This window comes from Streptomyces sp. B1I3, from assembly GCF_030816615.1.
GTDB lineage: Bacteria > Actinomycetota > Actinomycetes > Streptomycetales > Streptomycetaceae > Streptomyces.
Genome location: NZ_JAUSYD010000001.1, coordinates 893,033 through 918,049, shown reverse-complemented (window position 1 = coordinate 918,049; position 25,017 = coordinate 893,033). Strand labels below are relative to the sequence as shown.

The following is a 25,017-nucleotide window of genomic DNA, read 5'->3' as shown; positions in this document are numbered from 1 at the left end:
CCGACCGGGGCGGCGAGGGCTCAGACCGTCCGCAGAGCCCTCGCAAGATAGGCCGCCGTGCGACTCCCCGCCGCCCGCGCGACCTGCGACGGGGAGCCCGTGGCGACGATCCGGCCGCCCCGGTCCCCGCCGCCCGGCCCCAGGTCGATCACGTGGTCCGCGCCGGCCACGACCGCCATGTCGTGTTCCACGACCACCACGGTGTCGCCCGCGTCGACCAGGCCGTGCAGCTGCCGCATGAGCACCTCCACGTCGGCCGGGTGCAGGCCCGTCGTCGGCTCGTCCAGCAGATACAGGGTGTGCCCCCGCCGGACGCGCTGAAGCTCCGTGGCCAGCTTGATCCGCTGCGCCTCCCCGCCCGACAGCTCCGTCGCCGGCTGGCCGAGCCGCAGATAGCCGAGCCCCACGTCGAGCAGCGCCCGCAGACTGCGCTCCGCCGCCGGTGTTCCGGCAAGGAACGTGGCCGCCGACGCCACGGTCAGATCCAGGACCTCTGCGATCGTGAGGCCGCGCAGGGTGACCTCCAGGGTCCGCCGGTTGTAGCGGGCACCGTGGCAGTCCGGGCAGGGAGCGTACGTACTGGGCAGGAAGAGCAGCTCCACGGAGACGAAACCCTCGCCCTGGCAGGTCTCGCAGCGCCCGCCCGCCACGTTGAACGAGAAGCGCCCCGCCCGGTACCCCCGCTCCCGCGCCGTCTCCGTGCCCGCGAACAGCTTCCGTACGACGTCGAACAGTCCGGTGTACGTGGCCAGGTTGGACCGGGGCGTGCGGCCGATGGGCTTCTGGTCCACCTGCACCAGACGGTCCACCGCCTCCAGCCCGCGGGCCGACGCGCAGCCGTGTGCCACGGGTGCGCCGGGGTCCTGCGCCGGGTCCGCCGCCCGCCGGTCGGCGAGAACCCCCGCCAGGACGTCACCGACCAGGGTCGACTTGCCCGACCCCGAGACCCCCGTCACGGCGGTCAGCACACCGAGCGGGAACGAGGCGTCGACACCACGCACGTTGTGCCGGTCGACCCCGAACAGGGTGATCCAGCCGGCCGGGGCGCGCGCCTCCCGCTCCGGCAGCGGCTCCTCGTCGAACAGGAACCGGCGGGTCGCGGACTCCGCCACCCCGGCCAATCCCGCCGGCGGCCCGCTGTGCAGGACCCGGCCGCCGTGCTCGCCCGCCAGCGGCCCCACGTCCACCAGCCAGTCGGCCTGCCGCACCACGTCCATCTGGTGCTCCACCACGAAGACCGAGTTCCCCGCCTCCCTCAGCCTTCCGAGGACGCGGAGCAGGGACTCCGTGTCCGCCGGATGGAGGCCGGCCGACGGTTCGTCCAGTACATAGACGACACCGAAGAGCCCCGAGCGCAGCTGCGTGGCGAGACGCAGCCGTTGCAGCTCGCCCGAGGACAGGGTCGGGGTCGTGCGGTCCAGACTGAGGTAGCCCAGGCCCAGCTCCGACACGGGTTCGATCCGGGCCAGCAGGTCGGCCGTCAGCACGTGCGCCGTGCCGTCGCCACCGGCCGCACGCAGCACCTCGGTGAGGGACGTCAGGGGCAGGGCGACGAGGTCGGCGATCGTCCGGCCGGCGAAGGTGACCGCCAGCGCCTCGGGCCGCAGCCGGCTGCCGCGGCACACGGGGCACGGCTCGGCGGTCAGGAAACGCTCCGCCTTCGCCCGCAGCGCACGGCTGCGGGAATCGGCGAACGTGTGCATCACATAGCGCCGCGCACTCATGTACGTGCCCTGATAGGGGCGCTGGATCCGGCCCGCCTCGCGGACCGGGTGGACGGTGACCACCGGCTGCTCGTCGGTGAACAGGATCCACTCCCGGGTCCGCGGATCGAGCTCCCGCCACGGCCGGTCCACGTCATGACCGAGCGCGTCCAGCACATCGCGGAGGTTCTTGCCCTGCCACGCGCCCGGCCAGGCCGCGATCGCCCCCTCCCGGATCGACAGGGAGGGGTCGGGGACGAGCAGTTCCTCGGTGGTGCGGTGGATCCTCCCCAGCCCGTGACACTCGGGGCACGCCCCGGCCGCCGTGTTGGGCGAGAACGCGTCGGAGTCGAGCCGTCCGGCTCCCGCCGGGTAGTCGCCCGCGCGGGAGAACAGCATGCGCAGCGAGTTGGAGAGGGTCGTGACGGTTCCCACCGAGGACCGCGAACCGGGCGCCGACCGGCGCTGCTCCAGGGAGACGGCAGGTGGCAGACCGGTGATCTCACCGACAAGGGGTGCCCCGACCTGATGGATCAGCCGGCGGGCATAGGGGGCGACCGACTCGAAGTAGCGGCGCTGTGCCTCGGCGTAGATGGTCCCGAACGCGAGTGAGGACTTTCCCGAGCCCGAGACGCCGGTGAAGACCGTGAGGGTGTCGCGCGGGATGTCGACGTCCACAGCACGGAGGTTGTGCTCGCGAGCGCCGCGCACCCGGACGTAGGGATCGTGAGGGGTCGGCATGAGCGGTACGGCTCCGTAACGGTCGGCGACGGACATGGCTGTGCCGGTGATCCTGCCGCATCGTCGTGGGCGGGAGGATCACCGGCCGGCGGGCGCCGTGGGCGGCGGGACCTACACCATCGGGTCCATGCCCCGGTCCTGCATGCCGCTCTCCTGCTCGCTCTGCTCGCGCAGGCGGCGGGCCTTGTCCTGGAGCCGCTGACGCTGCTCCGGGTCGGTGGCGCGCTCCGCGGCCTCCTTCAGTTCCTCCGCCTTGGCGCGCATCTGCTGGGCACGACCGCCTGACTCACCTGCAACGCTCATGATCACTCCTGGATCTGTGGGGGAGCGGACAGGATCAGCGAAGCAGCGGCCCGGCCACCGTGCATCTCGAACGGCCACCCACCGCGATCGGCGCAGGCGGGCGCCGGTGCCCACCCGTGCGGATGAAGGTTCGTCCCGTGCGTGAGGGGTACGCGAGGGGCGACCACGCGACGCCGCGGGACAGGAGGAAGACCATGAGTGAGCGCCGGCCCCAGGCAGCCGCCGACACGGACGGGAAGAGCGCCGACACGCCCCTTCCCAGGGACATGCCCGACCAGCAGATACAGGACGGCGAAGATCCGCTCGATGTGCCCGTCCTGCCCGAGACACCGGGACAGGAGGCGGGCGCCGCTACCGAGGACGGCCGCGGGGAGCTCCCGGACCTGGACGAGTCGGGAGCGGGCCGCGACAAGGCACGGCAGGCGGGTGTCCATCCCGAGCACCCCACGCCGGACGAGCAGGCCGGCTGAGCGGTCCTCGCGGGGCGAACCCGGTGGGTGCCACGGTGAGGGACGCTCGACCGGCCCCTCCCGAAGGCGCCCGCCGGGGCCGCTCCACGCCACCGCCCCCTCCTCGGCGGCGGGCCTCCCGGCCGCAGGGATGACAGGATTGAGCCATGGACGTATGGCGCAGGAACCGGGTGACGGTGACGGGCCGCGAGGACGGTCCGGTGGTGGTGCTCGCCCACGGGTTCGGATGCGATCAGAACATGTGGCGCCTGGTGGTACCCCTCCTGGAAGACAGGATGCGGGTCGTTCTCTTCGACCATGTGGGGGCGGGACGCTCCGACCCGTCCGCCTGGGACCCGGAGAAGTACTCCACGGTGGAGGGGTACGCGCGAGACGTCGCCGCTGTCTGCCACGAGTTCGCGCCCGCGCCCGTGACGTTCGTGGGGCACTCGGTGAGTTCCATGATGGGTGTGGTGGCCTCGGTACGGGAGCCGGACCTCTTCGACGGACTGGTCCTGCTCACTCCGTCGCCGCGCTACATCGACGACGCCGGTTACCGGGGCGGATTCAGTGCACAGGACATCGATGAGCTCCTGGACTCGCTGGAGAGCAATTACCTGGGGTGGTCCGCGACGATGGCCCCCGTGATCATGGGGAATCCGGAACGCCCCGAGCTCGGCGAGGAGCTCACCAACAGCTTCTGCCGCACCGATCCGGAGATCGCACGGGTATTCGCACGTACGACGTTCCTCTCCGACAACCGCGCCGACCTGGCCCGGGTCACGGTCCCGACCCTGATCGCCCAGTGCGCGCGCGACGCCATCGCCCCGCCCGAGGTGGGCGCCTTCGTGCACGAGCAGATCCCGGGCAGCGAACTGGTCACGCTGGACGCGACGGGCCACTGCCCCCAGTTGAGCGCCCCACGGGCCACGGCCGACGCCATCGCCTCCTTCGTCCCGGAGCGGTGATGCGCGACCCGGAGGCCGACGGGAACGAGGCGAGCCGGGCCACGGGAGCCGCCGAACCCCGGCAGACGGAACTGGCGGCTCTGCTGGGCGACAGTGCCGAGGACCTGTACGAGAACGCGCCGTGCGGCTACCTCTCCACCCTGCTGGACGGCCGGATCGTCAAGGTCAACGGCACGCTCCTCAAGTGGCTCGGCCGACGGCGCGAGGAACTGGTGGGCCACGAACGGTTCTCCGACCTGCTCACCGTCGGTGGCCGGCTCTACCACGAGACGCATTTCGCCCCGCTGCTGAGCATGCAGGGGGAGGTCAGCGGAATCGCCCTGGACCTGGTGGCCGCCGACGGCGGCGTGCTGCCCGTCCTGGTCACGTCGACCGTCCGGACCGGCACCGACGGTGAGCCCCTGCTGATCCGCACCACCCTCCTGGACGCCCGTGACCGGCGTTCGTACGAGCGGGAGCTGCTGCGCGCCCGGCGGGAGGCCGAACACGAACGGGAACGGCTGCAGCGGCTCGCGACCACCCTGCAGCGCTCGCTGCTGCCGCCCGTGCTCGTGCCCGTGCCCGGTCTGGACGTGGCCGCGCACTACCACATCGCCTCGTCCGACGAAGTGGGCGGCGATTTCTACGACCTCTTCCCGCTGACGTCCGGCAGCTGGGGGTTCTTCCTCGGGGACGTCCGCGGCAAGGGCGCTTCCGCCGCGGCAGTGACCTCCCTCGCCCGCTACACCCTGCGCGCGGCGGCCGTCCACGACCGCGACCCCGCCACGGTCCTGAGTGCCCTCAACACCCTGCTCACCCAGGACGAGCACCAGGACGACGAGCCCCGCTTCTGCACGGTGATCTTCGGTCTGCTGGCACCCGAGGGCGAACACCGGGGGTTCCGGGTCGTCCTGGCCAGCGGCGGCCACCCGCCGGCCGTCCTCCTGCGTGCCGACGGGAGCGCCGACTTCCTCCCGACTCCGGGTGGCCAGCTGATCGGCGTGCTCCCGGACGCGGACTTCGCCAGCACCGTCGTGCACCTGGGCCTCGGCGACACGCTGCTGCTCTACACGGACGGTCTGACCGAGGCGAAAACCACCACGGGCGACGGGCGGTACGGGGACGAGGCCCTCCTGGAGTTCGCCCGGGCCCTGGCCCCGGCCTCGGCCCCGGCCACCATCGAAGCCCTCACCGGGCTCCTGGACTCCCTCGGTGAGGGCCTCGACGACGACACCGCGCTCCTGGCCCTCAGCGTGCCCGCCGAACTCGCGCCCGAGGCCGGCGGGGAGGGGCCCGGTCAGGCGGAGCCGTGAGGCGTGGGTCCGGCCGGACGCGTGCCGGTCTCCTCCAGGGTGGGCGTCGTGAGAACGACGCCCGGCCGCCGGCCGTATGCGACCTGGACGGAACACTCGCGGACACCGGCCACCGGCAGCACTTCCAGGCGGGGGCGCGGCGGGACCGGGCGCGGCGCGACGACGACCGGCGGCCGGCCCGCCACACCAAGCTGGAGATCCTGAAGCGGCTGGGCCGGGAGCGTGAGCTACGAGTCCTCGTCGATGAACGACGAGCTGGTCTGTGACGCGGCCGAACGGGCCGGATTCCCGGTCGTGCGTGCCCGGTGGGCCGTTCCCTCCCCGAGCTGAAGGACGCGCAGGAGCGCGAGGGGCGTACCTGAACTCGGGGCGTGACCGATCAGGCGAGGGTGTACCCGGCCGTGCGAAGGACCGCCTGATCGTGCGTGCGAAGGGCTGCGGCGGACGGGACCCCGGTCGTGCGGCGGGCCGCGGCCTGCGGGACCGCGTGCGGCGGGCCGGCCCGGTCAGGCCTTCTCGTCGAGCCGGAAGCCGACTTTGAGGCCCACCTGGTAGTGGGCGATCCGGCCGTCCTTGATGTGGCCGCGGACCTGCGTCATCTCGAACCAGTCGAGATTGTGCAACGTTTCGGAGGCTCTTGCGACGCCGTTGCGGATCGCCGCGTCCAGACCCTCCTCGGAGGATCCTACGATTTCGGTGACCCGATAGGTGTGATTGGACATCAAATGTCTCCTTTCGTGATTCCACGGTGCCCTACTCCGGGGCCGCGCGCGAGGCGCCACGAGCGGTGATCGGTGGGGGACGGGCCTTGACCTGTCGATTGGTCCATACCAAACTTCCAGCCACCCGTGCGAGCGCCGCCCGCAGTCCCCCCATCCGGGTCCTGTAACTCGTCGTGCCGTTTCGCAGAAGGTGACGCTCGTGAAGATCCGCATACTGGCCGGAGCCGTCGCGCTCGTATCCTCCGTCGTGCTGGGCGGCTGCGGCTACTTCCCCGGATCGGGTGACGACGGCCGCACGGTGACGGTGTGGCTGATGAAGGGCAGCGTCTCGCAGGACTTCCTGGACCGCTTCACGGAGTCCTACGAGGACGAACACCCTTCTGTCGAACTGGAGTTCGTTGTCCAGGAGTGGGGTGGCATCGGCCCCAAGGTCATGAAGACCCTCGAGGGCGACGACGCCCCGGACGTCATCGAGGTCGGCAACACCCAGGTCGCCCAGTACGCCGAGAGCGGCAGACTGCGCGATCTCACCCTGGAAGCGATGCGTGACCTGGGCGGGGAGGACTGGCTCCCGGGGCTCGCGGAGCCGGGCAGCGTCAACGGGGGGCAGTACGGCATTCCCTGGTACGCCGCCAACCGCGTCGTGATCTACGACAAGGACCTCTTCGAGCAGGCGGGTGTCACCGCCCCTCCCCGGACCCGCGAGGAGTGGATCGAGATCACCGGGAAGCTGAACGGCGGGGACCGGCAGGGCATCTACCTCGCCGGTCAGAACTGGTACGTCCTCGCCGGGTTCATCTGGGACGAGGGCGGCGAACTGGCCGACGACAGCAGCGGGGACTGGGAGGGCGCCCTCCACTCGCCCGCCGCGCTCAGGGGCATGGACTTCTACAAGCGGCTGCAGGCACTCGGCAGTGGCCCCAAGGACGCCGACGAGCAGACGCCCCCCGAGACCGACGTCTTCGCCAAGGGGAACGTCGCGCAGATCATCGCGGTCCCCGGCAGCGCCGCCCTCATCGAGCAGCAGAACCCCGAACTCAAGGGCAGGCTCGGCTACTTCCCGGTTCCCGGCAAGAGCGCCAAGAAGCCGGGAGCCGTCTTCACCGGCGGGTCGGACCTGATCGTCCCGGAACACGCCGACCAGCGCAGCGAAGGCATCGAGGTCGTCAAGGCACTGGCGAGCGAGCAGTGGCAGACGGAACTCGCCAAGGCGATGAGTTACGTACCCAACAAGCCCGCACTCGCCCGTGTCATCGAGGGCCAGGAGGGAACGGCCGCGATGGCCCAGGGAGCCACCGAGGGCCGGGCCACCCCCAATTCGCCCAACTGGGCGGCCGTCGAGACCGACAACCCCATCAAGCCGTACATGACGGCCGTACTGGAGGGCGCGGACCCCGCGACGGAGGCGAGGAAGGCGTCGGACCGCATCACGCACGAGCTCATCTCCGGCTGACCGCCCGCCTGGGAGGGCCGGGCGGCGCGACCACCACGCGCCCGAGGAGTACTGGGTGACGCCCACGGGCGTCCGCGCCTCCGGGACGTCCAGCGCCGGTTCCTGCCCTCCGCGTTCGCCGGGGACGCCCCGCTCGCCGTCCCGCTCCGCGGGTGTGAGCGCCGGCCGGGCCCGCCGCCGGGATCCACGTCCAGCCGTCGATCCCCTCGGACGGTGAGCCCGGCCGGCGCGCCGCTCAGTCGACTGTCGCGAGCGACAGCGCGAAGCGGCCCTCCGTGTCCGTCCACCACTGATCGAGCCGCAGCCCCGCGGCCGCCAGTTCCTCGCGCACCCCCTCCTCGCGGAACTTCGCCGAGACCTCCGTGCGCAGTTCCTCACCCTCCTCGAACGTCACCACCAGATCCAGCTCGCGGATCTTCACCGTCAGTGCCCGGCGGGCCCGCAGCCGCATCTCGATCCACTCGTTGTCCGGGTCCCACACGGCCACATGGGCGAAGTCGTCGAGCTGGAAGTCGGCCCCCAGCTCGCGGTCCACCACCGTCAGCACGTTCTTGTTGAAGGCGGCCGTCACCCCGGCCGCGTCGTCGTACGCGGTCACGAGCGTGGCCTCGTCCTTGACCAGGTCCGTACCGAGCAGCAGCCCGTCGCCGGGCACGAGCCGTGCCCGTACGGCACTCAGGAACTCCGCACGCTCGCGCGGCAGGAGGTTGCCCAGCGTGCCGCCCAGGAACGCCACCAGCCGGGGCCCGGGGCTGTCGGGCAGGTCCAGTGGCCGCGTGAAGTCCGCGATGAGCGCGTGCACGGAGAGTCCGGGACGCTCGGCCAGCAGGGCCTGGGCCGCACCGGTGAGGGCGCTCTCACTGACATCCACCGGCACGTAGGTGTGCAGTGCGGGCAGGGCGTCCAGCAGATGCCTGGTCTTCTCCGAGGAGCCGGACCCCAGCTCGATCAGGGTCCGTGCGCCCGACGCCGCGGCGATGTCGCCCGCGCGGGCGATCAGGATCTCCCGTTCGGCCCGCGTCGGGTAGTACTCGGCCAGCCGGGTGATCTCCTCGAACAGGTCGCTGCCGTGCGCGTCGTAGAACCACTTGGGCGGCAGCGTCTTCGGCTGCCGGGTCAGACCGTCCAGCACGTCGGCGCGCAGCGCCGCGTCCGTCGCGTCCACCGGCAGGGTGCGGGTCAGCAGGAAGGGACTCACGCGGCGGGCTCCTTGAGCGGGGTCAGCAGAATGTCGGTGTGTGTCGCGGCCAGCAGGGTGTGGTCCGCGACCTCGCGCCAGTAGGGATCGTCGTCGTACGGCTCCGAGGCCACCACCGTGCGGCGGCCCGGCTCGTGGAGGTACCAGAGCGTGTCGCCCCACGCCGTCGCCACGATGGCGGAGCCGTCCGTCACCAGCAGGTTGAGGCGGGACCCCGGTGCCGCGGACGAGACGTCGAGGACGGTGTCGGCGACGGCCTGGGACAGCTCGTCACCCTCGGCCACCCGGTGCTGCACGAGTGCCCACACCAGCGCCGAGTCGCTCCGGGCCGCCAGCGTGAGCAGCCGTTCGGGCGGCAGGGCGGCGGCCCGCGCCTCGAGGGAACCGGGCCAGCCCCGCACGGCGCCGTTGTGGCTGAACAGGAGGCGGCCCCCGGCGAACGGCGCGGCGGCGGCCTCGCCGTCCGCGCCGGCGAAGGTCGCGTCACGGACGGCGGCGAGCAGCGCCGTGCTGCGCACCACGCGTGCCAGATCGGCGAAGGACTCGTCGCCCCACACCGGGCCCTTGCGGCGGTAGCGTGCCGGCACGGGGTCGCCGTCCGCGTACCAGCCGACCCCGAAACCGTCCGCGTTGACCGTGCCGTACTTCTGGCGCCGGGGCTCCCAGGACTGGCGCACGAGCGAGTGGGCCGGGGCCGCGAGTATCTCTCCCAGCGCCACCGGTGGTCCCAGATAAGCGATATGACGGCACATCAGGCGCTCCTCGCAGTCCGGAAGCCGGCAAAGATCTGCCGCCTCACAGGCAGGTCCCAATTGCGGAACGTACCTCGGCAGGCGACCGGGTCCACGGCGAAGGAGCCGCCCCGCAGCACCTTGTGCTCCGACCCGAAGAAGACCTCCGAGTACTCGCGGTACGGGAACGGGGCGAAGCCCGGATAAGGCAGGAAGTCGCTCGACGTCCACTCCCACACGTCACCGATCAGCTGGCCCGCGCCCGACGGGGACCGGCCGGCCGGGTACGCCCCCGCGGCGGCAGGACGCAGATGGCGCTGGCCCAGGTTGGCCCGCTCGGGCGTGGGGTCCTCGTCCCCCCAGGGGTAGCGCCGCGAACGCCCGGCCACCGGGTCGTGGCGGGCGGCCTTCTCCCACTCGGGCTCGGTCGGCAGCCGCCGCCCGGCCCAGCGCGCGTACGCGTCGGCCTCGTACCAGCTGACGTGGAGCACGGGCTCGTCGTCCGGCACCGGTTCGGTCACCCCGAAGCGGCGGCGCAGCCACTGCCCGGCGTCCCGGTGCCAGAACAGAGGCGCGGTCAGGCCGTGTTCGCGGACCATCGCCCACCCGTCCGGAGCCCACCAGCGGTCGTCCGTGTAGCCGCCGTCCTCGACGAACCGTCGGTAGGCGCCGCAGGTGACCGGGGCGGTGTCGACGTAGAACGCCGCCACCTCACGCCGGTGCGCCGGCCGCTCGTTGTCCAGTGCCCACGGCTCGGTCGACGTCCCCATGGTGAACGGGCCTCCCGGAACCAGGACCTCGGCCGGGAGCGCCACCGCGCCGGTCGGCCGGGGAGGCTCGGGGGCGTCCAGCACAGCCGGCCCGCGGCGCAACTGGTGGGTGATCAGCATCGTCTCGTCGTGCTGCTGCTCGTGCTGGGCGATCATGCCGAAGGCGAAGCCCGCCCGTTCGAGGGGGCGGCCGCCGTCGCCGAGCGGAGCGCCGTCGAGGATGTCCAGCGCCCGCCCGCGCACGTCCGCGGCATAGCTCCGGGCCTCCGCGGGTGGCAGCAGCGGAAGCGACGGCCGGCTGGCACGGGGGTGCTCGAAGGCGTCGTACAGCCCGTCTATCTCAGGACGCATCGCCTCACGGCCACCCACCGCGCGCAGCAGCCACAGCTCCTCCTGGTTCCCGATGTGCGCCAGGTCCCAGACCAGGGGCGACATCAGCGGTGAGTGCTGGGCGGTGAGGTCGTGGTCGTCGACGCCGGAGGTGAGCAGCGCGGTGCGCTCACGCGCGGTCAGGAGCGCCGCCCGGGCACGCCCGCGCAGCACCTCCGCGTCGAACTCCTGGTCGGTCGGGATGCTGGTGTCGCCGGTGTCGGTCATCGGCCACGGCCCTTTCCGTGCACGGGTACGCCTCCGGCCTCGGCCGGGTGGGGAAGATCGTCGCCGGGACATCGGCCCCGGTCCACGTAGCGGTCGGTGAACGCCGCAACGGTGTCCATGACATGCCGGCTCGCCCCGATCCTGGGCAGCGCCTCCAGGGCGGCCGTGAAACAGGCTGCCGCCGCCGAGGCCAGCTCCGGATCGCTCAGGCCGTCACGTGCCGCCGTCGTCCAGAGGGGGTTGCGGGGGGCGGCGGCGTGGCCCGCCGTCTCCGCCAGGGGCTTGACGGTGCGGTACACGGTCTCGGCGGCCTCCGGGTCGTCGAACAGAGCCGTGGTGACGGCCAGCGGCACCAGCCAGCCGTCGTCGCCGGACTGGGCGTCGATCATGCGGAGCTCCAGGTGCCCGCGCGGGCGTACCGGCGGGAAGAGCGTGGTGACGTGGTACTCCAGGTCGCCGCGCACCGGCGGTCTCGGCGCACCTGTGCGGATCCAGTCCCGGAAGGTCAGCTTCTCGGGCACGGCCCAGGGGACGTCGCCGTCACTCCGGATGCACATGACGGGGGTGTCGAGCACATGGGCCGCCCACGCGTCGCGCGGCGGCCGGCCGGTACGGGGGGCCAGCGACCTGTCCGGATCGAGATCCGTCCACAGCGCTTGCCGCGTGGAGCGCCAGCCGGTACGCCGCCCCTGCCGGAACGGCGAATTGGCGAACGCCGCCACGAGGACCGCGCCCAGCAGGTGGCCGAGCTGCCAGCGCCGCCCGTAGCCCAGTGGCCCCGGCTCCTCCTCGCCCGCGTCCAGACAGACCTGGACGGACGCGGACGTGCACATCATGGCGCGGCCGGAGTCCCCCGAACGGTCGAAGGCGGCTTCCATGGCGGCGTAACGGGGCTCCTCGAGCAGACGGCGAGGGGGTTGCCACGGGTCGACGCCGAGACCGACCGGCGCGAGCCCCGCCCGGCCGAGGGTGGCACGCACGAGCGCCAGATCGGCGGTCGTGGTGTCGACGCAGGCCATCAGGGAACCGGCGGGCCGGGAGCTGAGCTCCAGCTGACCACCCGGTTCGAAGGTCAGGGCCGCGTCCAGCGGGACGGCGCGTACGGCGTCGGCGGCTGCGCGGAGCCTTTCGGGCGGGACGGCGACATCGGGATGTTCACGGTCATGGATGAGCCATTCGAGTTCCACTCCGACCGTCCGGGGCGGTCCCGTCTTGAAACATATGCCGCGCAGCAAGTCCTCCGCGTCGTCCTCGCCGAGGGGCTCCGCCTCGATGGGCGGGCCGTAGTCACCGGGGGTGTCCAGGGGCATGCCGGGCCTCCTTTTCGGGTGCTTGCCTACCACCCAAACCCGTAGCGGCATTTCGCACAAGGGTGCCTTTGCGGCAGGGAAATCAGGTTGCGCCCATGCCGCAGGGAGGTCCAGCATGCCCCGTATGCACCACACGGGGGCGCGCCCATGAGCGCACGACTGCGCGGCATCGCGCGCGAGACAGAGGCCATCGTCCGGGCAGGGAGCTACCGCACCCCCGGAGGGCGCGAGGTGTCGATCGAACGCGCCCTCACCACCGCGCTCTCGGGGACCCGTCTCCACGGCCCCGAGCCCGTGCCCGTCGCCGCCCTGGACACCGACCGCACCCCGGTCATCGAGGTGACGGCCGAGAGCAGCCTGCAGGCGGCGCACCGGATGACCGGCGCGTCGCCTGCCAAGGTGGCCGTACTGAACTACGCCTCCGCCCGTAACCCCGGCGGAGGCTACCTGAACGGCGCCCAGGCCCAGGAAGAAGCACTCTGCCGCGCGTCCGGGCTCCACGCCACGCTGCTGCGCGCCCCCGAGTACTACGCCCACCACCGCGCCGAGCGCACCGCCTTCTACAGCGACCGGGTCATCCACTCGCCAGGCGTTCCCGTCTTCCGCGACGACCGGGGCAGGCTCCTCGACACCCCGTACACCGCCGGGTTCCTGACCTCGCCCGCCCCCAACGCCGGAGTCGTCCGCAGACAGGAGCCGGGCCGGGCACACCGCATCCCGGCAGCCCTGGCGAGCCGCGCCGGACGGGTGCTCGAGGTCGCCGCCGCACGCGGCTATCGCCGGCTGGTCCTCGGGGCCTGGGGGTGCGGCGTGTTCCAGAACGACCCGGCGGAGGTGGCAGGCGCGTTCCGCACCCTGCTCACCGACGGCGGACGGTTCGCGGGCCACTTCGAGCAGATCGTCTTCGGCATCCTGGACCGCACTCCCGATTCCGCCGTCCGGGCGGCCTTCGCCCGGGAGTTCGCCGGTCAGCTCCAGCCGTAGCGCTCCCTCAGCCGCCCCGCGACCAGGTCGAACCTGCCCCGGTCGAGCGCACAGGCCTCACGCCGCATCCCGTCCTCGCAGACCCGCAGCACCCGGTCCAGATCCACCCAGGACGGGCGGCCGGAGCTGTCCCACGGCCCGGCGCCCAGCGCGACCCACTCGTGGTCCCTGTCGTGCTGCTTGCTGGAGAGCTGTACGGCGAGCAGGGTGCCCGGCGCTTCACGCGCCACGACCAGTACCGGCCGGTCCTTGCCACGCCCGTCGTTCTCCTCGAAGGGGACCCAGGTCCAGACGATCTCGCCGGGATCGGGGGCGCCGTCGCGGTCGGGGGCGTACGAGGTGTGTACCGGGCCCACGCCGAGGGGATCGGCCCGCGTGGTGGCGGCAGGGCCGTTGCGGCCGGGGAAGTCGGACGAGGGGTCGCTGCTGTGGTTCGTGCCGAGGCCACTGCTGCGGTTGCCGCTGTGCTCGAAATGCTGGAACGTCATCGCAACACCGTAGAACCCGCACGGGGCGAAACGTGGAGCGGGTCTGTGCCGGGCCCGCGCGCCGCGCCCGTTCCCCGGAGCGGCGCCCCGGCCCACGGGTGGTGGTGAGGGGTCTGTAAGACTGCCCGACGCCATGAGCCAGTTACCCGAGCAGCCCTCCGGCACCTCCGTACCGACCAGCGCCGATGTGGCGCGGCTCGCCGGAGTGTCCCGGGCCACCGTGTCCTACGTTCTGAACAACAACACCACCGTGCGCATCAGTGAACCCACCCGTCGCCGGGTCAGGGAAGCCGCCTCCGAGCTCGGCTACGTCCCGCACGCCGCGGCCCGGAGCCTGCGCGCGGGGCACACCCGGATGGTGCTGCTGCCCACCCCGCCCCTGCCGGCCGACCCCCTCCACCAGCGCTTCCTCACCGACCTGCAGACGGATCTGCGGCGCCTCGACTACACCGTCGTGCAGTACGGGACCGTCGGTCTCGACGCCGAGGAGGCGGCCAGGGCATGGGCCGAACTCCGCCCCGTGGCCGTCGTGTCCCCCGGCGGTATCGCCCTCACACCGCACGCCATAGGGGTGCTCACCCGCTCCGGTGCCAAGGCGGTCCTCACGCTCGGACCGCAACCGGTGGACGGCGCCCACGCCCTGGTCATGGACCAGCGGGAAGTGGGCAGCTGCGCGGTCCGGCACCTGCTCTCCCGCGGACGCCGCCGGATCGGTGTCGTCATGCCGCAGGAGCCCGGACACGCGCTGTTCGCCCTCCCGCGGCTGGCGGGCGCACGCCGGGCCGTGGAGGAGTCGGACACGGACGCCCACGTCCAGCCGCTGCCGCTGCGGTACGAGGAGGCATCGGCCGACGACCTCGCCGTCCGGTGGCGGGACCTGGGCCTGGACGCCGTGTTCGCGTACGACGACGAGTACGCCATGCTCCTGACGAGGGCGCTGCAGGACGCCGGGGTCGCGGTGCCCGCCGAGACGGCGGTGATCGGCGCCGGCGACCTGATGCTCGGCAGGCTCCTGCGGCCCCGGCTCAGCAGCGTCAGGATGGAGCTGGTGGCCGCGCAGCCGCCCGCGGAGATGATCGACCGGCTGGTCCACCACCCCGGCGGCGCCCCCGAGCGTCACCACCTGCTGCGGGCCGCTGCCGTCGTACGCGAGTCCAGCTGACCTGACCGGCCGGGGCGTCACGACGTGCGCGGCCCGCGACGGATGTCTAGCGTCGTCGGCATGAGCCATCCCCAGAGCTACGAGATCCTGCTGTACCCGGAGCACGAGGAATCCGGCACCGGCGCCCCCGTACCCGGCACGGCCATCCGCTCGGGGGTCGTGGCGGCCACCGGGGACACGGGCGCATCGGGGTACCCGCGCTACGCGGGCGACGGCATGGAGGTGGACATCGACCCGTCGACCCACACCGTCGAGGCGCTGCTGGTGGACGGCGCGGAGCTGGACTACGGACTCACCGTCAGGATCGCCGAGCGTATGGGCGCAGCGGAGCGGGAGAACGGCGACGCGGCGGGGGAGCAGCGGCCGGAGGAGGAACCCCCGGCCGGTGCGCCGGAGGACCGGGGCGCCGGGGCGCAGGGGGCCGGGGCGCGGACGGCCGAGGGGGAGCGGGCCGGAGACCGGCCGCCCTCCGCAGGGGAGACCGGAAACGGCTGACCACCTCCCGCGAGCAGGCGCACGAAGGGCCCGGCAGCGGTGGCTGCCGGGCCCTCGCGACGTGTGCCGCATGCCCTCAGGGAGTACGGAACTACTGCTGGGCCTGCTGACCCTGCTTCTGTTCCTCCACGGACTTGCGCACCTCGTCCATGTCCAGCTTGCGGGCCTGCCCGATGACGTCCTCGAGCGCGGCCTCCGGGAGCGCTCCCGGCTGGGAGAAGACCGCCACGTTGTCCCGCACGATCATCAGCGTGGGGATGGACCGGATCTCGAAAGCGGCCGCGAGCTCCTGCTGCGCCTCCGTGTCGACCTTGGCGAAGACCAGGTCGGGGTGGCGCTCGGACGCCGAGTCGTAGACCGGCGCGAACTGCCGACACGGACCGCACCAGGAAGCCCAGAAGTCGATCAGCAGGAATTCGTTGTCGCTCACGACCTGATCGAAGTTTTCCTTGGTGAGCTCTACGGTGCTCATACTCTGATACCTCTTCCTGGGAGCCGTCAGGTCCTGCCGGGCACAACGGCGCCGAGACCCGTCCTATTCCGCCTGCCCATGTGGCCACGGCGCACACCCACGACCACACTGTTCCCATGACTGATGCCAACATTGAGCAGAGCACCGCGTACGACGTCGTGGTCATCGGCGCGGGCCCCGTCGGCGAGAACGTGGCGGACCGCGCCCGGGCCGCCGGTCTGAGCACCGCCGTGGTGGAGGCCGAACTCATCGGCGGTGAGTGTTCGTACTGGGCGTGCATGCCCAGCAAGGCGCTGCTGCGCCCGATCGTCGCCCGCGCCGACGCCCGCCGCGTCCCGGGGCTGAGCGGTGCCGTGCAGGGACCGCTCGACGCGGACGCGGTCCTCGCCCACCGTGACGAGGAGGCCTCCCACTGGAAGGACGACGGCCAGGTCGCCTGGCTGGAGAGCATCGGCGCGGACATCTACCGCGGCAAGGGGCGGCTGACCGGCATCCGGCAGGTGTCGGTGACCGCGGAGGACGGGTCGGAGCAACGGCTCACCGCGCGGCACGCCGTCGCCGTCTGCACGGGCAGCCGGGCCGTCGTCCCCGCGCTGCCCGGGGTCGCCGACGTGCACCCGTGGACCAGCCGTGAGGCGACCAGCGCCAAGGAGGTGCCCGGGCGTCTCGTCGTCGTCGGCGGGGGAGTGGTCGGTGTCGAGATGGCCACCGTATGGCAGGGGCTCGGTGCCCAGGTGACGATGCTGATCCGCGGCAAGCGACTGCTCCCCAAGATGGAGCCGTTCGCAGGCGAGCTGGTCGGGGACGCGCTCACCGAAGCCGGTGTGCGGATCCTGACGGACGTGTCGGCCACCGCGGTGCGCCGGGCAGGCCACGACGGCCCGGTCACCGTCGAACTGGACAACGGGGAACGGCTGGAGACCGACGAGATCCTCTTCGCCACCGGCCGTGCCCCGCGCACCGACGACCTCGGCCTCGACACCGTAGGCCTCAAGCCCGGCTCGTGGCTCGCCGTCGACGACAGCTGTCTCGTCGAGGGCAGCGACTGGCTCTACGCCGTCGGCGACGTCAACCACCGTGCGCTCCTGACCCACCAGGGCAAGTACCAGGCGCGGATCGCCGGAGCAGCGATCGCGGCCCGGGCCCAGGGCGCACCCCTGCTGGAGACCGACCGCTGGGGTGCGCACGCCGCCACCGCCGACCACGCGGCCGTTCCCCAGGTCGTCTTCACCGACCCGGAGGCCGCCTCGGTCGGTCTCACCTTCGCGGAGGCGGAAGCCGCGGGCCACCGGGTGCGGGCCGTCGACTACGACCTGGCCTCGGTCGCGGGCTCCGGCCTCTACGCGCAGGGATACACGGGGCGGGCCCGGATGGTCGTGGACCTGGACCGCGAGATCCTCCTCGGCGTCACCTTCGTCGGCCCGGGGATCGGGGAACTGCTGCACTCCGCGACGATCGCGGTCGCGGGTGAGGTCCCCATCGAGCGGCTCTGGCACGCGGTCCCCGCGTATCCGACGATCAGCGAGGTCTGGCTGCGGCTGCTGGAGACTTTCCGCGGCTAGCAGCCGCCGGCGGAACCGGACGGCGGTGGTGTACACGGGTGGCACGGCAGGGGCGGCGATCGATGTGAACACCCGTGCGTCGTCGTCGACCACCGGGGACCCCAGGGCGCGCCGGATCCGCACGGTGCGCTCGGACCCCACCCCGGACCGCCCGGCGATGTCCCGCCTCGTCCACATGCGGTCGCCGCCTAGGGCGTGTTTCGAAAGTCCCGCCTGCCCGGGGGCGTCTGGCACGCACGCTCGCCGCGTTGTCGGGATCACCCCGATACACCCGGTATCGAGGCGACCCTCCGCCTTGCGATCGCACGCACCAGACGCCCCCGGGCCTGCCCTTCGGGCAGACGACGCCACTTTCGAAACACGCCCTAGCAGAACCTCCTCGATGCTCCCCGCACCTCGTCGACACCTGAGGGGGCCACAGGTTCCTCCGCCGGCTCCGCCACACTCATGTGGTGTGCACGATCAGCACGTCGAGTTCTGCCCTTCCGGCGATGTCCGCGGGTACGGAGCCGAGGATGCGCCCGGCGAGCGAGCGCAGTCCCCGGTTCCCGACGACCAGGAGATCGGCCGAGCACCCCCGGGCGGTCCGCACGAGTGCGGCGACCGGTTCGTCCTGCACGGCGACCGACCGCACGTTCGCCGCACCCTGCGCGCGGGCCCGGCCCCTGGCGATACGCAGGGTGTCCTCGACGGGTGCCGAGCCCACCACCTGATACGCCTCGGGTCCCAGCTGGGCCTGCGCCAGGGCGAGTTCCGGCCCGCGCATCGGCGCGTACGCGCAGAAGGGCGGCCGGCCCGCCGGGCAAGGGGCAGGTCGTGTGACACGGGTGCGCCGGTGTCCTGGCAGGTGGCCGGGCGGGAACGTACCCGTGGATGCCGCCACCCACCACCCCCGCCGTGGCCGTCGCCGGCACGCGTCACGTGTCGAAGTGGCCCGTCGCTCTCCCGCGACGGGACGGCCGTGCGGTCCCTTCGCCGGGTCCGTCCGTCTCCCACCCTCCTCTCTGTGCACCCAGGCCCTTCGCGGAACATCCGTCTTCCGGATCGAGACAGGCTCTCCCAGGTGAAGTGGGTGGCGGAGCGGTTGCGGGGTAGTCGAGCCGAGACATCGGCAAACACGCGTCAATGAGGAGGTTTCGCCGTGGCGGGTTCGCGCCGAGGTTCCCCACCAGCCAACCGGGGGCCGGCACTCGGTGCTGATCGCCACCTACGGACAGGTGATCGCCCCCGGCCGCCGTGGGGCGGCCGATGTTTCCGACAGACCGAGGAAGGCAAGGTGACCCAGCCATGAACACGGCAGAGCGGCAGACCCACGCCACCGACGACTCGGTGAGCGTGCTGGTCTCGCGCGCCTCGCAACAGATGGCGGAGCTGGTCCGCGAGGAGATGCAGCTGGCCCGGGCCGAAATGACCCAGAAGGGCAAGCGCTTCGGGAAGGGCGGCGGCCTCTTCGGCGCCGCGGGCCTCATCGGGGCCTTGGCGGCCCAGGCGCTGATCGCGACCTGCATCGCAGCTCTCGCGCTGGTGATGCCGGTGTGGGCGTCGGCCCTCGTCGTCACGGCGGTGCTGGCGGCCGTGGCGGCCGTGACCGCCCTGGCCGGGAAGAAGCAGATCGCCGAAGCCGGCTCCCCCGCCCCCGAGCAGACCGTCGACAGCGTCAAGGCCGATCTGGCCGAGATCAAGGAGAAGGCACACTGATGAAGGAAGAATCCCGCACCAACATAGGCACCCCCGTCCCCGACGCTTCCGACGCCGGGGAACTGCGCGAGCAGGTCGAGCAGACCCGTGACGAACTCGGGCGGACCGTCGAAGCGCTGGCCGCCAAGGCCGACGTGAAGGCACAGGCGAAGGAAAAGACGGCCGCCGCGAAGGAACAGGCCTCGGAAAAGGCGGCCCTGATGGCCGACCAGATCCGTGGGAAGGCGGAGCAGGCCACGCAACTCGTCAAGGACAGGACGCCCGACCCCCTCCTGGAGAAGACGGTCCAAGCCGCCGCCCACGTACGGGAGACCGCGACCCGGGCAGGACAGTACGCGGCGGACCGGGCTCCCGAACCGCTGGTCGGCATGGCCGGCCGGGCCACGTCCGTCGCACGTGCCAACCGCACCCCACTCCTCGCAGGCGGTGCGCTGCTCGCCGCCTTCCTGCTGGTGCGCCGGGGCCGGGGACGCCGATGAGGGCGTCGGCATTCCTCTACAAGCCGGTCGGGCTGGCCCTCGGCGCGGCGAGCGGCATGATCGCGAGTGCCGCGTTCAAGCAGACCTGGAAGGTCATCGAGGGTCACGACGACGCCCCCGACGCCTTGGACGAAGACCGTTCCTGGCAGCAGATCCTGCTCGCCGCCGCCATCCAGGGCGCGATCTTCGCCGTGGTCAAGGCCGCGGTAGATCGCTCGGGAGCTCTGGCGACACGACGGGCGACGGGCGTCTGGCCGGGCTGACCCGCCGCGGCGCCGGCCCCGCTCCCCAGCGGGCCGGCGCCGCCACTTCACAGGCGCCGCATATCGAGGAGCAGGCCGTGGTGACGTGAGGGCGCATGTGGCCCAAGACCGGCGCGGCCATGCCCGTCCCGGGGCAGGGTGACGTCCCCGTGGAGCTGCCACTGCGCGCGCCCGGTACCGCCCAGTACCGCCGAGTCCCGCCCCGGGCCGTGAGCAACGGCCCGCGTTTCACGCGTGCTCCCGCCGTTCGGTGGGACCATGCGTTCCTTCTGCCCCGAGGAACGGCGGCGGGGCGCTTCGGCGTCACGCCCCGCCGCCGTCACCGGCCCGGTACCGCGGCCGGTTCCGTCGGCACCGCCTCCCGCGGCGACGACGGAGTTGCGGGGGTCGCTCAGCCGGGCAGGATCCACTTCTGGTTGTCGGCGGCGAGGCAGGTCCACAGGTGGAGCCTGGTGCCGTCGGCGGAGGACACGCCGGCGGCGTCGAGGCACTTGCCGGACTGGGGGTTTCTCAGGGTGCCGTCGGCTTGCGGCACCCATTTCTGGGCCGCGGTGTTGTTGCAGCCGTAGAGCTGGATCTTGGTGCCGTCGGTCGTCCCGCCGCCGCTGATGTCCATGCACTTGCCCAGTGCCCGCAGCGTGCTGTCGGTGCCGGCCGTCCATGTCTGGGCCGCCGACTGGTTGCACGTCCACAGCTGGATCTGCGTGCCGTCCGCGCTCGCCCCGCTCGCGACGTCGACGCACTTGCCGCCGATGCCCGTGATGGCGCCCTCCTTGGGGCCGGTGGTACCTCCGAGTTCCTTGATGCGGATGTTGCGGAAGGACACGTCGTCACCGTCGCCGTGGTTCTGCAGCCCGATATGACCCTGCCGGAGGCTGCGGGCGGGGACGGTGTTGGTGAAGTCGTTGATCTCGATTCCGTTGAGGTACACCCGCAGACGCTCGCCCTCGACCCGGATCTCGTAGGTGTTCCACTCGCCAGGAGGGTTCAGGGCCCTGTCGCGGGCCTCCAGGTCGGCGGACCGGAAACCGTACACGGAACCCGTGGTGCGGTCCGGGGCGTCCGTTGCGTCGATCTGGATCTCGTAGCCGTTGTCGACGGCCGACCACGGGTCTTCGGAGGCCGGGAAGCCCACGAAGACACCGGAGTTGTCGTCACCGGCCTGCCGCCAGTCGAGCTTCAGCGAGTAGGACGTGTACTCCTTGGCCTGGTACCACAGCATGCCGAGGCCGCCGCGTGAGGTGAGGGTGGAGTCCGCGTCCGCGAAGGAGCCCGGTCCGGCCTGCTTCCAGCCGCTCGTCCCCGAGGTCCCGAACAGCGTGGTGTAGCCGGTCTCCGGGCGGCAGTCGGCCTCGGTCGCGCCGGCCGACCAGCGGATGCCGCCGAGCAGATGACGGCGGAAGGCCGGGTCGGCGTAGGACTCCTCCGTGTGGCCGCCACCGGTGTAGAAGGCACGGCCGCCCTGGTAGTCCTTGCACCACGCGATGGGGTGGTCGCCGCCCATGGAGCCGCCGCTGTAGCTGGACTCGTCGAGCGAGGCCAGGACATGCGCGGTGGCGCGCGGGTTGGTCCGGTAGTTGTACCACTCGTCGGTCCGTTGCCAGACCGGGCCGAGGTGGGCGGTGGCGTCGTGGGCGCGGTCCTCCACCTTCACCCTGGCCGGCTGGATCGCCGGGTGCGACTGGAACAGGGCGCCGGCCAGGCCCGCGTACCAGCTCCAGTCGTATTCGGTGTCGGCCGCCGCGTGGATGCCGACGTAGCCGCCGCCCGCCGCCATGTAGCCCTCGAACGCGGTCTGCTGGGAGGCGTTCAGGACGTCGCCGGTGGTGGAGAGGAAGACGACGCTCTCGTAGCCGGCCAGGTTGGCCGGGGTGAAGGCGGCCGCGTCCTCGGTCGCGGTGACGGTGAAGTTGCCGGAGGCGCCCAGCTCGCGCAGGGCGGTGATGCCTTCGTCGATGGAGGAGTGGCGGAAGCCGGCGGTCTTGGAGAAGACCAGAACGTCGTACGCGGGGTCGGCGGCCGTTGCCGCCGGGCGCGTGGACGGACCGGGTGGGGGTCCGGCAGCCGTGGAGACGGCCGCGGGCAGGGCGGCGGCGCCGAGCAGGCCGCAGACCGCCCAGGTGGCGAGGCGTACGAGTCGTCCGCTCATGGCAGGATCCACTTCTGGTTGTCGGCGGCGAGGCAGGTCCACAGGTGGAGCTTGGTGCCGTCGGCGGAGGACACGCCGGCGGCGTCGAGGCACTTGCCGGACTGGGGGTTCTTCAGGGTGCCGTCGGCTTGCGGCACCCATTTCTGGGCCGCGGTGTTGTTGCAGCCGTAGAGCTGGATCTTGGTGCCGTCGGTCGTGCCGCCGCCGCTGATGTCCATGCACTTGCCCAGTGCGCGCAGCGTGCTGTCGGTGCCGGCCGTCCATGTCTGGGCCGCCGACTGGTTGCACGTCCACAGCTGGATCTGCGTGCCGTCCGCGCTCGCCCCGCTCGCGACGTCGACGCACTTGCCGCCGATGCCCGTGATCCGGCCGCTCCGGGCGGGCGTTCCCGCACTGCTCAGCGTGAAGTCGTCGAGGTCGAAGAGGGATCCGCTGCCACCCTTGAAGACGAGATAGAGGGTGGTGGTGCCCGCAGGGCGGTTGGTGAGGTTCGCGGACACGTTCTGGAAGGTCTCCCAGCTGCCTGTGATGGGCACGGCCGCCGATCCGAGCAGGGTGCCGGTGGGGGAGCCGGCCCGTACTTCCAGGGTGCCTCCGACGCCGCCCGAGGAGATGCGGGCGGTCAGTGATGTGGCGTCGGCGAGGATGTACGGCTTGAAGGAGATCCAGTCACCGTTGTCGATGGCCCCGACCGTCCTCCCGCCGTTCGCCGCCGCCTTGTCCATGATCGTGACGCCGGCGGAGTCGCCGTAGTGTTCGGCCTGGCGCTTGCTGCCCTGGCTGATGTTCTGGTCGTGGGTGGTCAGGGCGGGCTGGCCGTTCGCCCCCTTGTCGGTGTACTCGGCGTCCCAGACGCCGAAGATGTTCGCGTTGGGGTCGTGTTCGCCGTCGGCGATGGTCTGCACGGTGCCGGAGCAGCCGGTGGCTGAGGTCTGCGGGTGGCCGTGGCTGTCGTGGCCCACGATGAAGGTGACCTTGACCTTGGAGCAGTCGATCGTGCCGTCCTCGGGGTCGGTGACCGTCACCTTGAAGGGAACGGAGGTACCCGGGTCGATGATGGCGCCGTCGGCCGGGAGTTCCAGGCTCACGGTGGGGGCGGTGTTGCCGACGGTGACGACGACCGACGCGGTCGCGGTGTTCCCGGTTCCGTCGGAGAGCGTCAGGTCCGCGGTGTAACGGCCGTTGGCGGTGTAGGTGTGCGAGGGGTCGGCCGCCGTTGAGGTCGTGCCGTCGCCGAACTTCCAGGCGTACCGGAGGGGGTCACCGTCGGGGTCGTAACTGCCGGCCGAGGAGAACTGGACCGCGAGCGGCGCCTTGCCCGAGGTCCGGTCGGCCGTGGCTTTCGCGAGTGGTGCGCGCCCTCCGCTGACGTTCTCGATGCGGTAGAGCGCACTGTTGGCGTCGCCGTTGAAGTAACCGGTGCCGTAGTCGAGGACGTACAACGCCCCGTCCGGACCGAAGGTCATGTCCATGATCTGGGTGCCCTGCCAGGGGAAGGCGTTGATCGACTGTACGGTTCCGTCGGTCCCCTGCTCGATGCGTTTGATCCACTTGCGGCCGAACTCGCCGGCGAAGAAGTCACCGTCGAAGCTCGCGGGGAACTTCACCGTGGAGGTCGATGCCGCGTCGTAGCGGTAGACGGGACCGCCCATGGGCGACTCCGAGCCGCTGCCGAACTCGGGTACGGAGCCGCCGTCGTACGGGATCCAGGCGGGCTGGGCCGGGGGCAGGTCGGTCAGGCCCGTGTTGTTCGGCGAGGTGTTCCTGGGGGCGGCGCAGGAGAAGGCGGCCCCGGACGTCGAGGTGGCGAAGTCGTAGTCGACGTAGGCGCTGTTCTTGCCGGTGCAGTAGGGCCAGCCGTAGTTGCCGGCCTTGGTGATCCGGTTGAACTCGACCTGGCCCGCGGGTCCCCTGGAGGCGTTCGCGGTACCGGCGTCGGGGCCGTAGTCACCGAGGTAGACGATGCCGGTGGGCTTGTCGACGGTCATCCGGAAGGGGTTGCGGAAGCCCATGGCGTAGATCTCCGGCCTGGTCTTCGCGGTTCCTGGCGCGAACAGGTTCCCCGACGGGATGGAGTAGCCGCCCGCCGCGTTCACCTTGATGCGCAGTACCTTGCCGCGCAGGTCGTTGGTGTTGCCCGCCGAACGCTGGGCGTCGTAGGCGGGGTTGCGGTCGGACCGCTCGTCGAGGGGGGAGTAGCCGTCGGAGGCGAAGGGGTTGCTGTCGTCCCCGGTGGAGAGGTAGAGGTTGCCCTGGCCGTCGAAGTCGATGTCGCCGCCCACGTGGCAGCACAGGCCCCGGCTCGCGGGGACGTCGAGGACCTTCTTCTCGCTCGCGGTGTCCAGCGTGCCGTCGGTCCTGAGGACGAACCGCGAGAGCCGGTTGACGCCGTCGAACGGCGCGAAGTCCGCTGCCGAACCGTTCGCGGGGGCGTCTTGGGCGGGAGTCGAGAGCTTCGGTGCGTAGTAGAGGTAGACGAAGCGGTTGGTGGCGAAGCCCGGGTCCACTCCGACGCCCTGGAGGCCTTCCTCGTCGTGCGAGTAGACGTCCAGCTTGCCGGCGACCCCGGTGGTACCGGCGGCGTCCGTGAGACGGAGGGTGCCGTCCCGCGAGGTGTGCAGGACGGACCTGTCGGGCAGGACGGCGAGCGTCATCGGCTCACCGGTCTCGGCCACCCCCTTGGCCAAGGTGACCTGCTGGAACACGTCGGCCGCCGCGGGTGCGGCTTCGGCCGGTAACTGCTGAGCCGTGAGGGCGCCCGCGGCGGCGAGCAGGATGCAGACGAGCGCTGCGAGGGGTCGGGTGGGTCTCCTGTGCACGCGAATCCTCCGTGTGGTGACGGGGTCGGGGTGGAGCACAGGCGCGCGCCGTCGCGCCGGGGGAGACGGGTGCCCGCAGGGGGGAGGAGAGGGCACCCGGTCCGTGTCGTCCGGTTCAGGTCAGGAAGGTAGTGGCTTCTGCCCCGGCCAGATACCCCTTTGACGTACTGGGCCATAACTTTCTCTAGTAGCGGGACAAAGAGACTGGG

The 25,017-nt window shown here is 71.9% G+C and carries 21 protein-coding genes and 3 pseudogenes; 12 read left to right on the top strand and 12 right to left on the bottom strand.

Translation table 11 applies throughout. From position 1 onward, the window contains the following. Positions 1-20: 20 nt before the first annotated feature. Positions 21-2,444: an excinuclease ABC subunit UvrA gene (locus QFZ58_RS04575; RefSeq protein ID WP_307128767.1), complete on the bottom strand. Its 2,424-nt coding sequence runs from the start codon at positions 2,442-2,444 to the stop codon at positions 21-23. A gap of 111 nt (positions 2,445-2,555) precedes the next feature. Then, positions 2,556-2,747 carry a DUF6381 family protein gene (locus QFZ58_RS04570; protein WP_307123597.1) on the bottom strand — a complete coding sequence of 64 codons (192 nt, stop codon included), beginning with the start codon at positions 2,745-2,747 and terminating at the stop codon, positions 2,556-2,558. A gap of 194 nt (positions 2,748-2,941) precedes the next feature. Between QFZ58_RS04570 and QFZ58_RS04565 the strand changes: the two genes are divergently transcribed. From QFZ58_RS04565 to QFZ58_RS04550, 4 genes and pseudogenes are all read left to right on the top strand, one after another. Beyond that, positions 2,942-3,217 (top strand): hypothetical protein, encoded by a 276-nt coding sequence (locus QFZ58_RS04565; protein ID WP_307123596.1) that lies wholly within the window; start codon positions 2,942-2,944, stop codon positions 3,215-3,217. Between the two features lie 146 nt (positions 3,218-3,363). Then, positions 3,364-4,164 (top strand): alpha/beta fold hydrolase, encoded by an 801-nt coding sequence (locus tag QFZ58_RS04560; protein WP_307123595.1) that lies wholly within the window; start codon positions 3,364-3,366, stop codon positions 4,162-4,164. After that, a complete protein-coding gene (locus QFZ58_RS04555) occupies positions 4,164-5,456 on the top strand; it encodes a PP2C family protein-serine/threonine phosphatase (protein WP_307123594.1) in 1,293 nt (430 codons plus the stop codon). Before QFZ58_RS04560 ends, QFZ58_RS04555 begins: the two co-directional genes overlap by 1 nt. A gap of 83 nt (positions 5,457-5,539) precedes the next feature. Next, positions 5,540-5,818, top strand: a pseudogene (locus QFZ58_RS04550) (hypothetical protein). A 144-nt stretch (positions 5,819-5,962) separates the two neighbouring features. Here the strand turns inward: QFZ58_RS04550 and QFZ58_RS04545 are convergent. Then, complete coding sequence (locus QFZ58_RS04545; RefSeq protein ID WP_307123593.1) at positions 5,963-6,178, bottom strand: dodecin; 216 nt, start codon at positions 6,176-6,178, stop codon at positions 5,963-5,965. 199 nt (positions 6,179-6,377) lie between these two features. Between QFZ58_RS04545 and QFZ58_RS04540 the strand changes: the two genes are divergently transcribed. Next, entirely contained in the window at positions 6,378-7,631 is a 1,254-nt protein-coding gene (locus QFZ58_RS04540) for an extracellular solute-binding protein (protein WP_307123592.1), read from the top strand. Between the two features lie 235 nt (positions 7,632-7,866). Here QFZ58_RS04540 and egtD read toward each other — a convergent pair whose 3' ends face one another. From egtD to egtA, 4 genes are read right to left on the bottom strand one after another with little or no spacing between them, the layout of a single operon-like run. After that, entirely contained in the window at positions 7,867-8,829 is a 963-nt protein-coding gene (egtD, locus tag QFZ58_RS04535) for an L-histidine N(alpha)-methyltransferase (RefSeq protein WP_307123591.1), read from the bottom strand. Next, on the bottom strand, positions 8,826-9,581 hold the full coding sequence (gene egtC, locus QFZ58_RS04530) for an ergothioneine biosynthesis protein EgtC (protein WP_307123590.1): 756 nt from the start codon (positions 9,579-9,581) through the stop codon (positions 8,826-8,828). Before egtC ends, egtD begins: the two co-directional genes overlap by 4 nt. After that, positions 9,581-10,927 (bottom strand): ergothioneine biosynthesis protein EgtB, encoded by a 1,347-nt coding sequence (egtB, locus tag QFZ58_RS04525; RefSeq protein WP_307123589.1) that lies wholly within the window; start codon positions 10,925-10,927, stop codon positions 9,581-9,583. The genes egtC and egtB overlap by 1 nt, the downstream gene beginning before the upstream one ends. Beyond that, positions 10,924-12,237: an ergothioneine biosynthesis glutamate--cysteine ligase EgtA gene (gene egtA / locus QFZ58_RS04520; RefSeq protein WP_307123588.1), complete on the bottom strand. Its 1,314-nt coding sequence runs from the start codon at positions 12,235-12,237 to the stop codon at positions 10,924-10,926. The genes egtB and egtA overlap by 4 nt, the downstream gene beginning before the upstream one ends. A 147-nt stretch (positions 12,238-12,384) precedes the next feature. Between egtA and QFZ58_RS04515 the strand changes: the two genes are divergently transcribed. Beyond that, positions 12,385-13,221, top strand: a complete 837-nt coding sequence (locus QFZ58_RS04515; RefSeq protein ID WP_307123587.1) for a TIGR02452 family protein — start codon at positions 12,385-12,387, stop codon at positions 13,219-13,221. Here the strand turns inward: QFZ58_RS04515 and QFZ58_RS04510 are convergent. Further along, the gene (locus QFZ58_RS04510) at positions 13,206-13,709 is read right to left on the bottom strand and encodes a type II toxin-antitoxin system PemK/MazF family toxin (RefSeq protein ID WP_307123586.1); all 504 of its coding nucleotides are present in this window, start codon (positions 13,707-13,709) and stop codon (positions 13,206-13,208) included. The two genes, QFZ58_RS04515 and QFZ58_RS04510, sit on opposite strands and share 16 nt — an antisense overlap. Positions 13,710-13,842: 133 nt before the next feature. Between QFZ58_RS04510 and QFZ58_RS04505 the strand changes: the two genes are divergently transcribed. Together QFZ58_RS04505 and QFZ58_RS04500 are read left to right on the top strand one after the other, a co-directional pair. Continuing rightward, positions 13,843-14,871, top strand: a complete 1,029-nt coding sequence (locus QFZ58_RS04505; RefSeq protein ID WP_307123585.1) for a LacI family DNA-binding transcriptional regulator — start codon at positions 13,843-13,845, stop codon at positions 14,869-14,871. A 60-nt stretch (positions 14,872-14,931) separates the two neighbouring features. Continuing rightward, positions 14,932-15,192 (top strand): annotated as a pseudogene (locus QFZ58_RS04500) (hypothetical protein); the annotation flags it as partial. 265 nt (positions 15,193-15,457) lie between these two features. Here QFZ58_RS04500 and trxA read toward each other — a convergent pair. Next, positions 15,458-15,838, bottom strand: coding sequence for a thioredoxin (gene trxA, locus QFZ58_RS04495; RefSeq protein ID WP_307123584.1), 381 nt, complete (start codon positions 15,836-15,838; stop codon positions 15,458-15,460). Positions 15,839-15,954: 116 nt separating this feature from the next. Between trxA and QFZ58_RS04490 the strand changes: the two genes are divergently transcribed. Further along, the gene (locus tag QFZ58_RS04490) at positions 15,955-17,400 is read left to right on the top strand and encodes an NAD(P)/FAD-dependent oxidoreductase (RefSeq protein WP_307123583.1); all 1,446 of its coding nucleotides are present in this window, start codon (positions 15,955-15,957) and stop codon (positions 17,398-17,400) included. 445 nt (positions 17,401-17,845) lie between these two features. Here QFZ58_RS04490 and QFZ58_RS04480 read toward each other — a convergent pair. Then, positions 17,846-18,184: pseudogene (locus QFZ58_RS04480) on the bottom strand (universal stress protein); the annotation flags it as partial. Positions 18,185-18,687: 503 nt separating this feature from the next. On the opposite strand from QFZ58_RS04480, the gene QFZ58_RS04475 reads away from it, so the two are divergent. Genes QFZ58_RS04475 through QFZ58_RS04465 form a run of 3 tightly spaced genes read left to right on the top strand, consistent with a single transcriptional unit; the run spans position 18,688 to position 19,840 of the window. Beyond that, positions 18,688-19,098: a phage holin family protein gene (locus tag QFZ58_RS04475; RefSeq protein ID WP_307123582.1), complete on the top strand. Its 411-nt coding sequence runs from the start codon at positions 18,688-18,690 to the stop codon at positions 19,096-19,098. After that, on the top strand, positions 19,098-19,577 hold the full coding sequence (locus tag QFZ58_RS04470) for a DUF3618 domain-containing protein (protein WP_307123581.1): 480 nt from the start codon (positions 19,098-19,100) through the stop codon (positions 19,575-19,577). Before QFZ58_RS04475 ends, QFZ58_RS04470 begins: the two co-directional genes overlap by 1 nt. Then, positions 19,574-19,840, top strand: coding sequence for a DUF4235 domain-containing protein (locus QFZ58_RS04465; RefSeq protein ID WP_307123580.1), 267 nt, complete (start codon positions 19,574-19,576; stop codon positions 19,838-19,840). The genes QFZ58_RS04470 and QFZ58_RS04465 overlap by 4 nt, the downstream gene beginning before the upstream one ends. A 391-nt stretch (positions 19,841-20,231) precedes the next feature. Here QFZ58_RS04465 and QFZ58_RS04460 read toward each other — a convergent pair whose 3' ends face one another. After that, the gene (locus QFZ58_RS04460) at positions 20,232-21,989 is read right to left on the bottom strand and encodes a ThuA domain-containing protein (RefSeq protein ID WP_307123579.1); all 1,758 of its coding nucleotides are present in this window, start codon (positions 21,987-21,989) and stop codon (positions 20,232-20,234) included. Next, the gene (locus QFZ58_RS04455; protein ID WP_307123578.1) at positions 21,986-24,808 is read right to left on the bottom strand and encodes a PQQ-dependent sugar dehydrogenase; all 2,823 of its coding nucleotides are present in this window, start codon (positions 24,806-24,808) and stop codon (positions 21,986-21,988) included. Before QFZ58_RS04455 ends, QFZ58_RS04460 begins: the two co-directional genes overlap by 4 nt. Positions 24,809-25,017 lie beyond the last annotated feature (209 nt).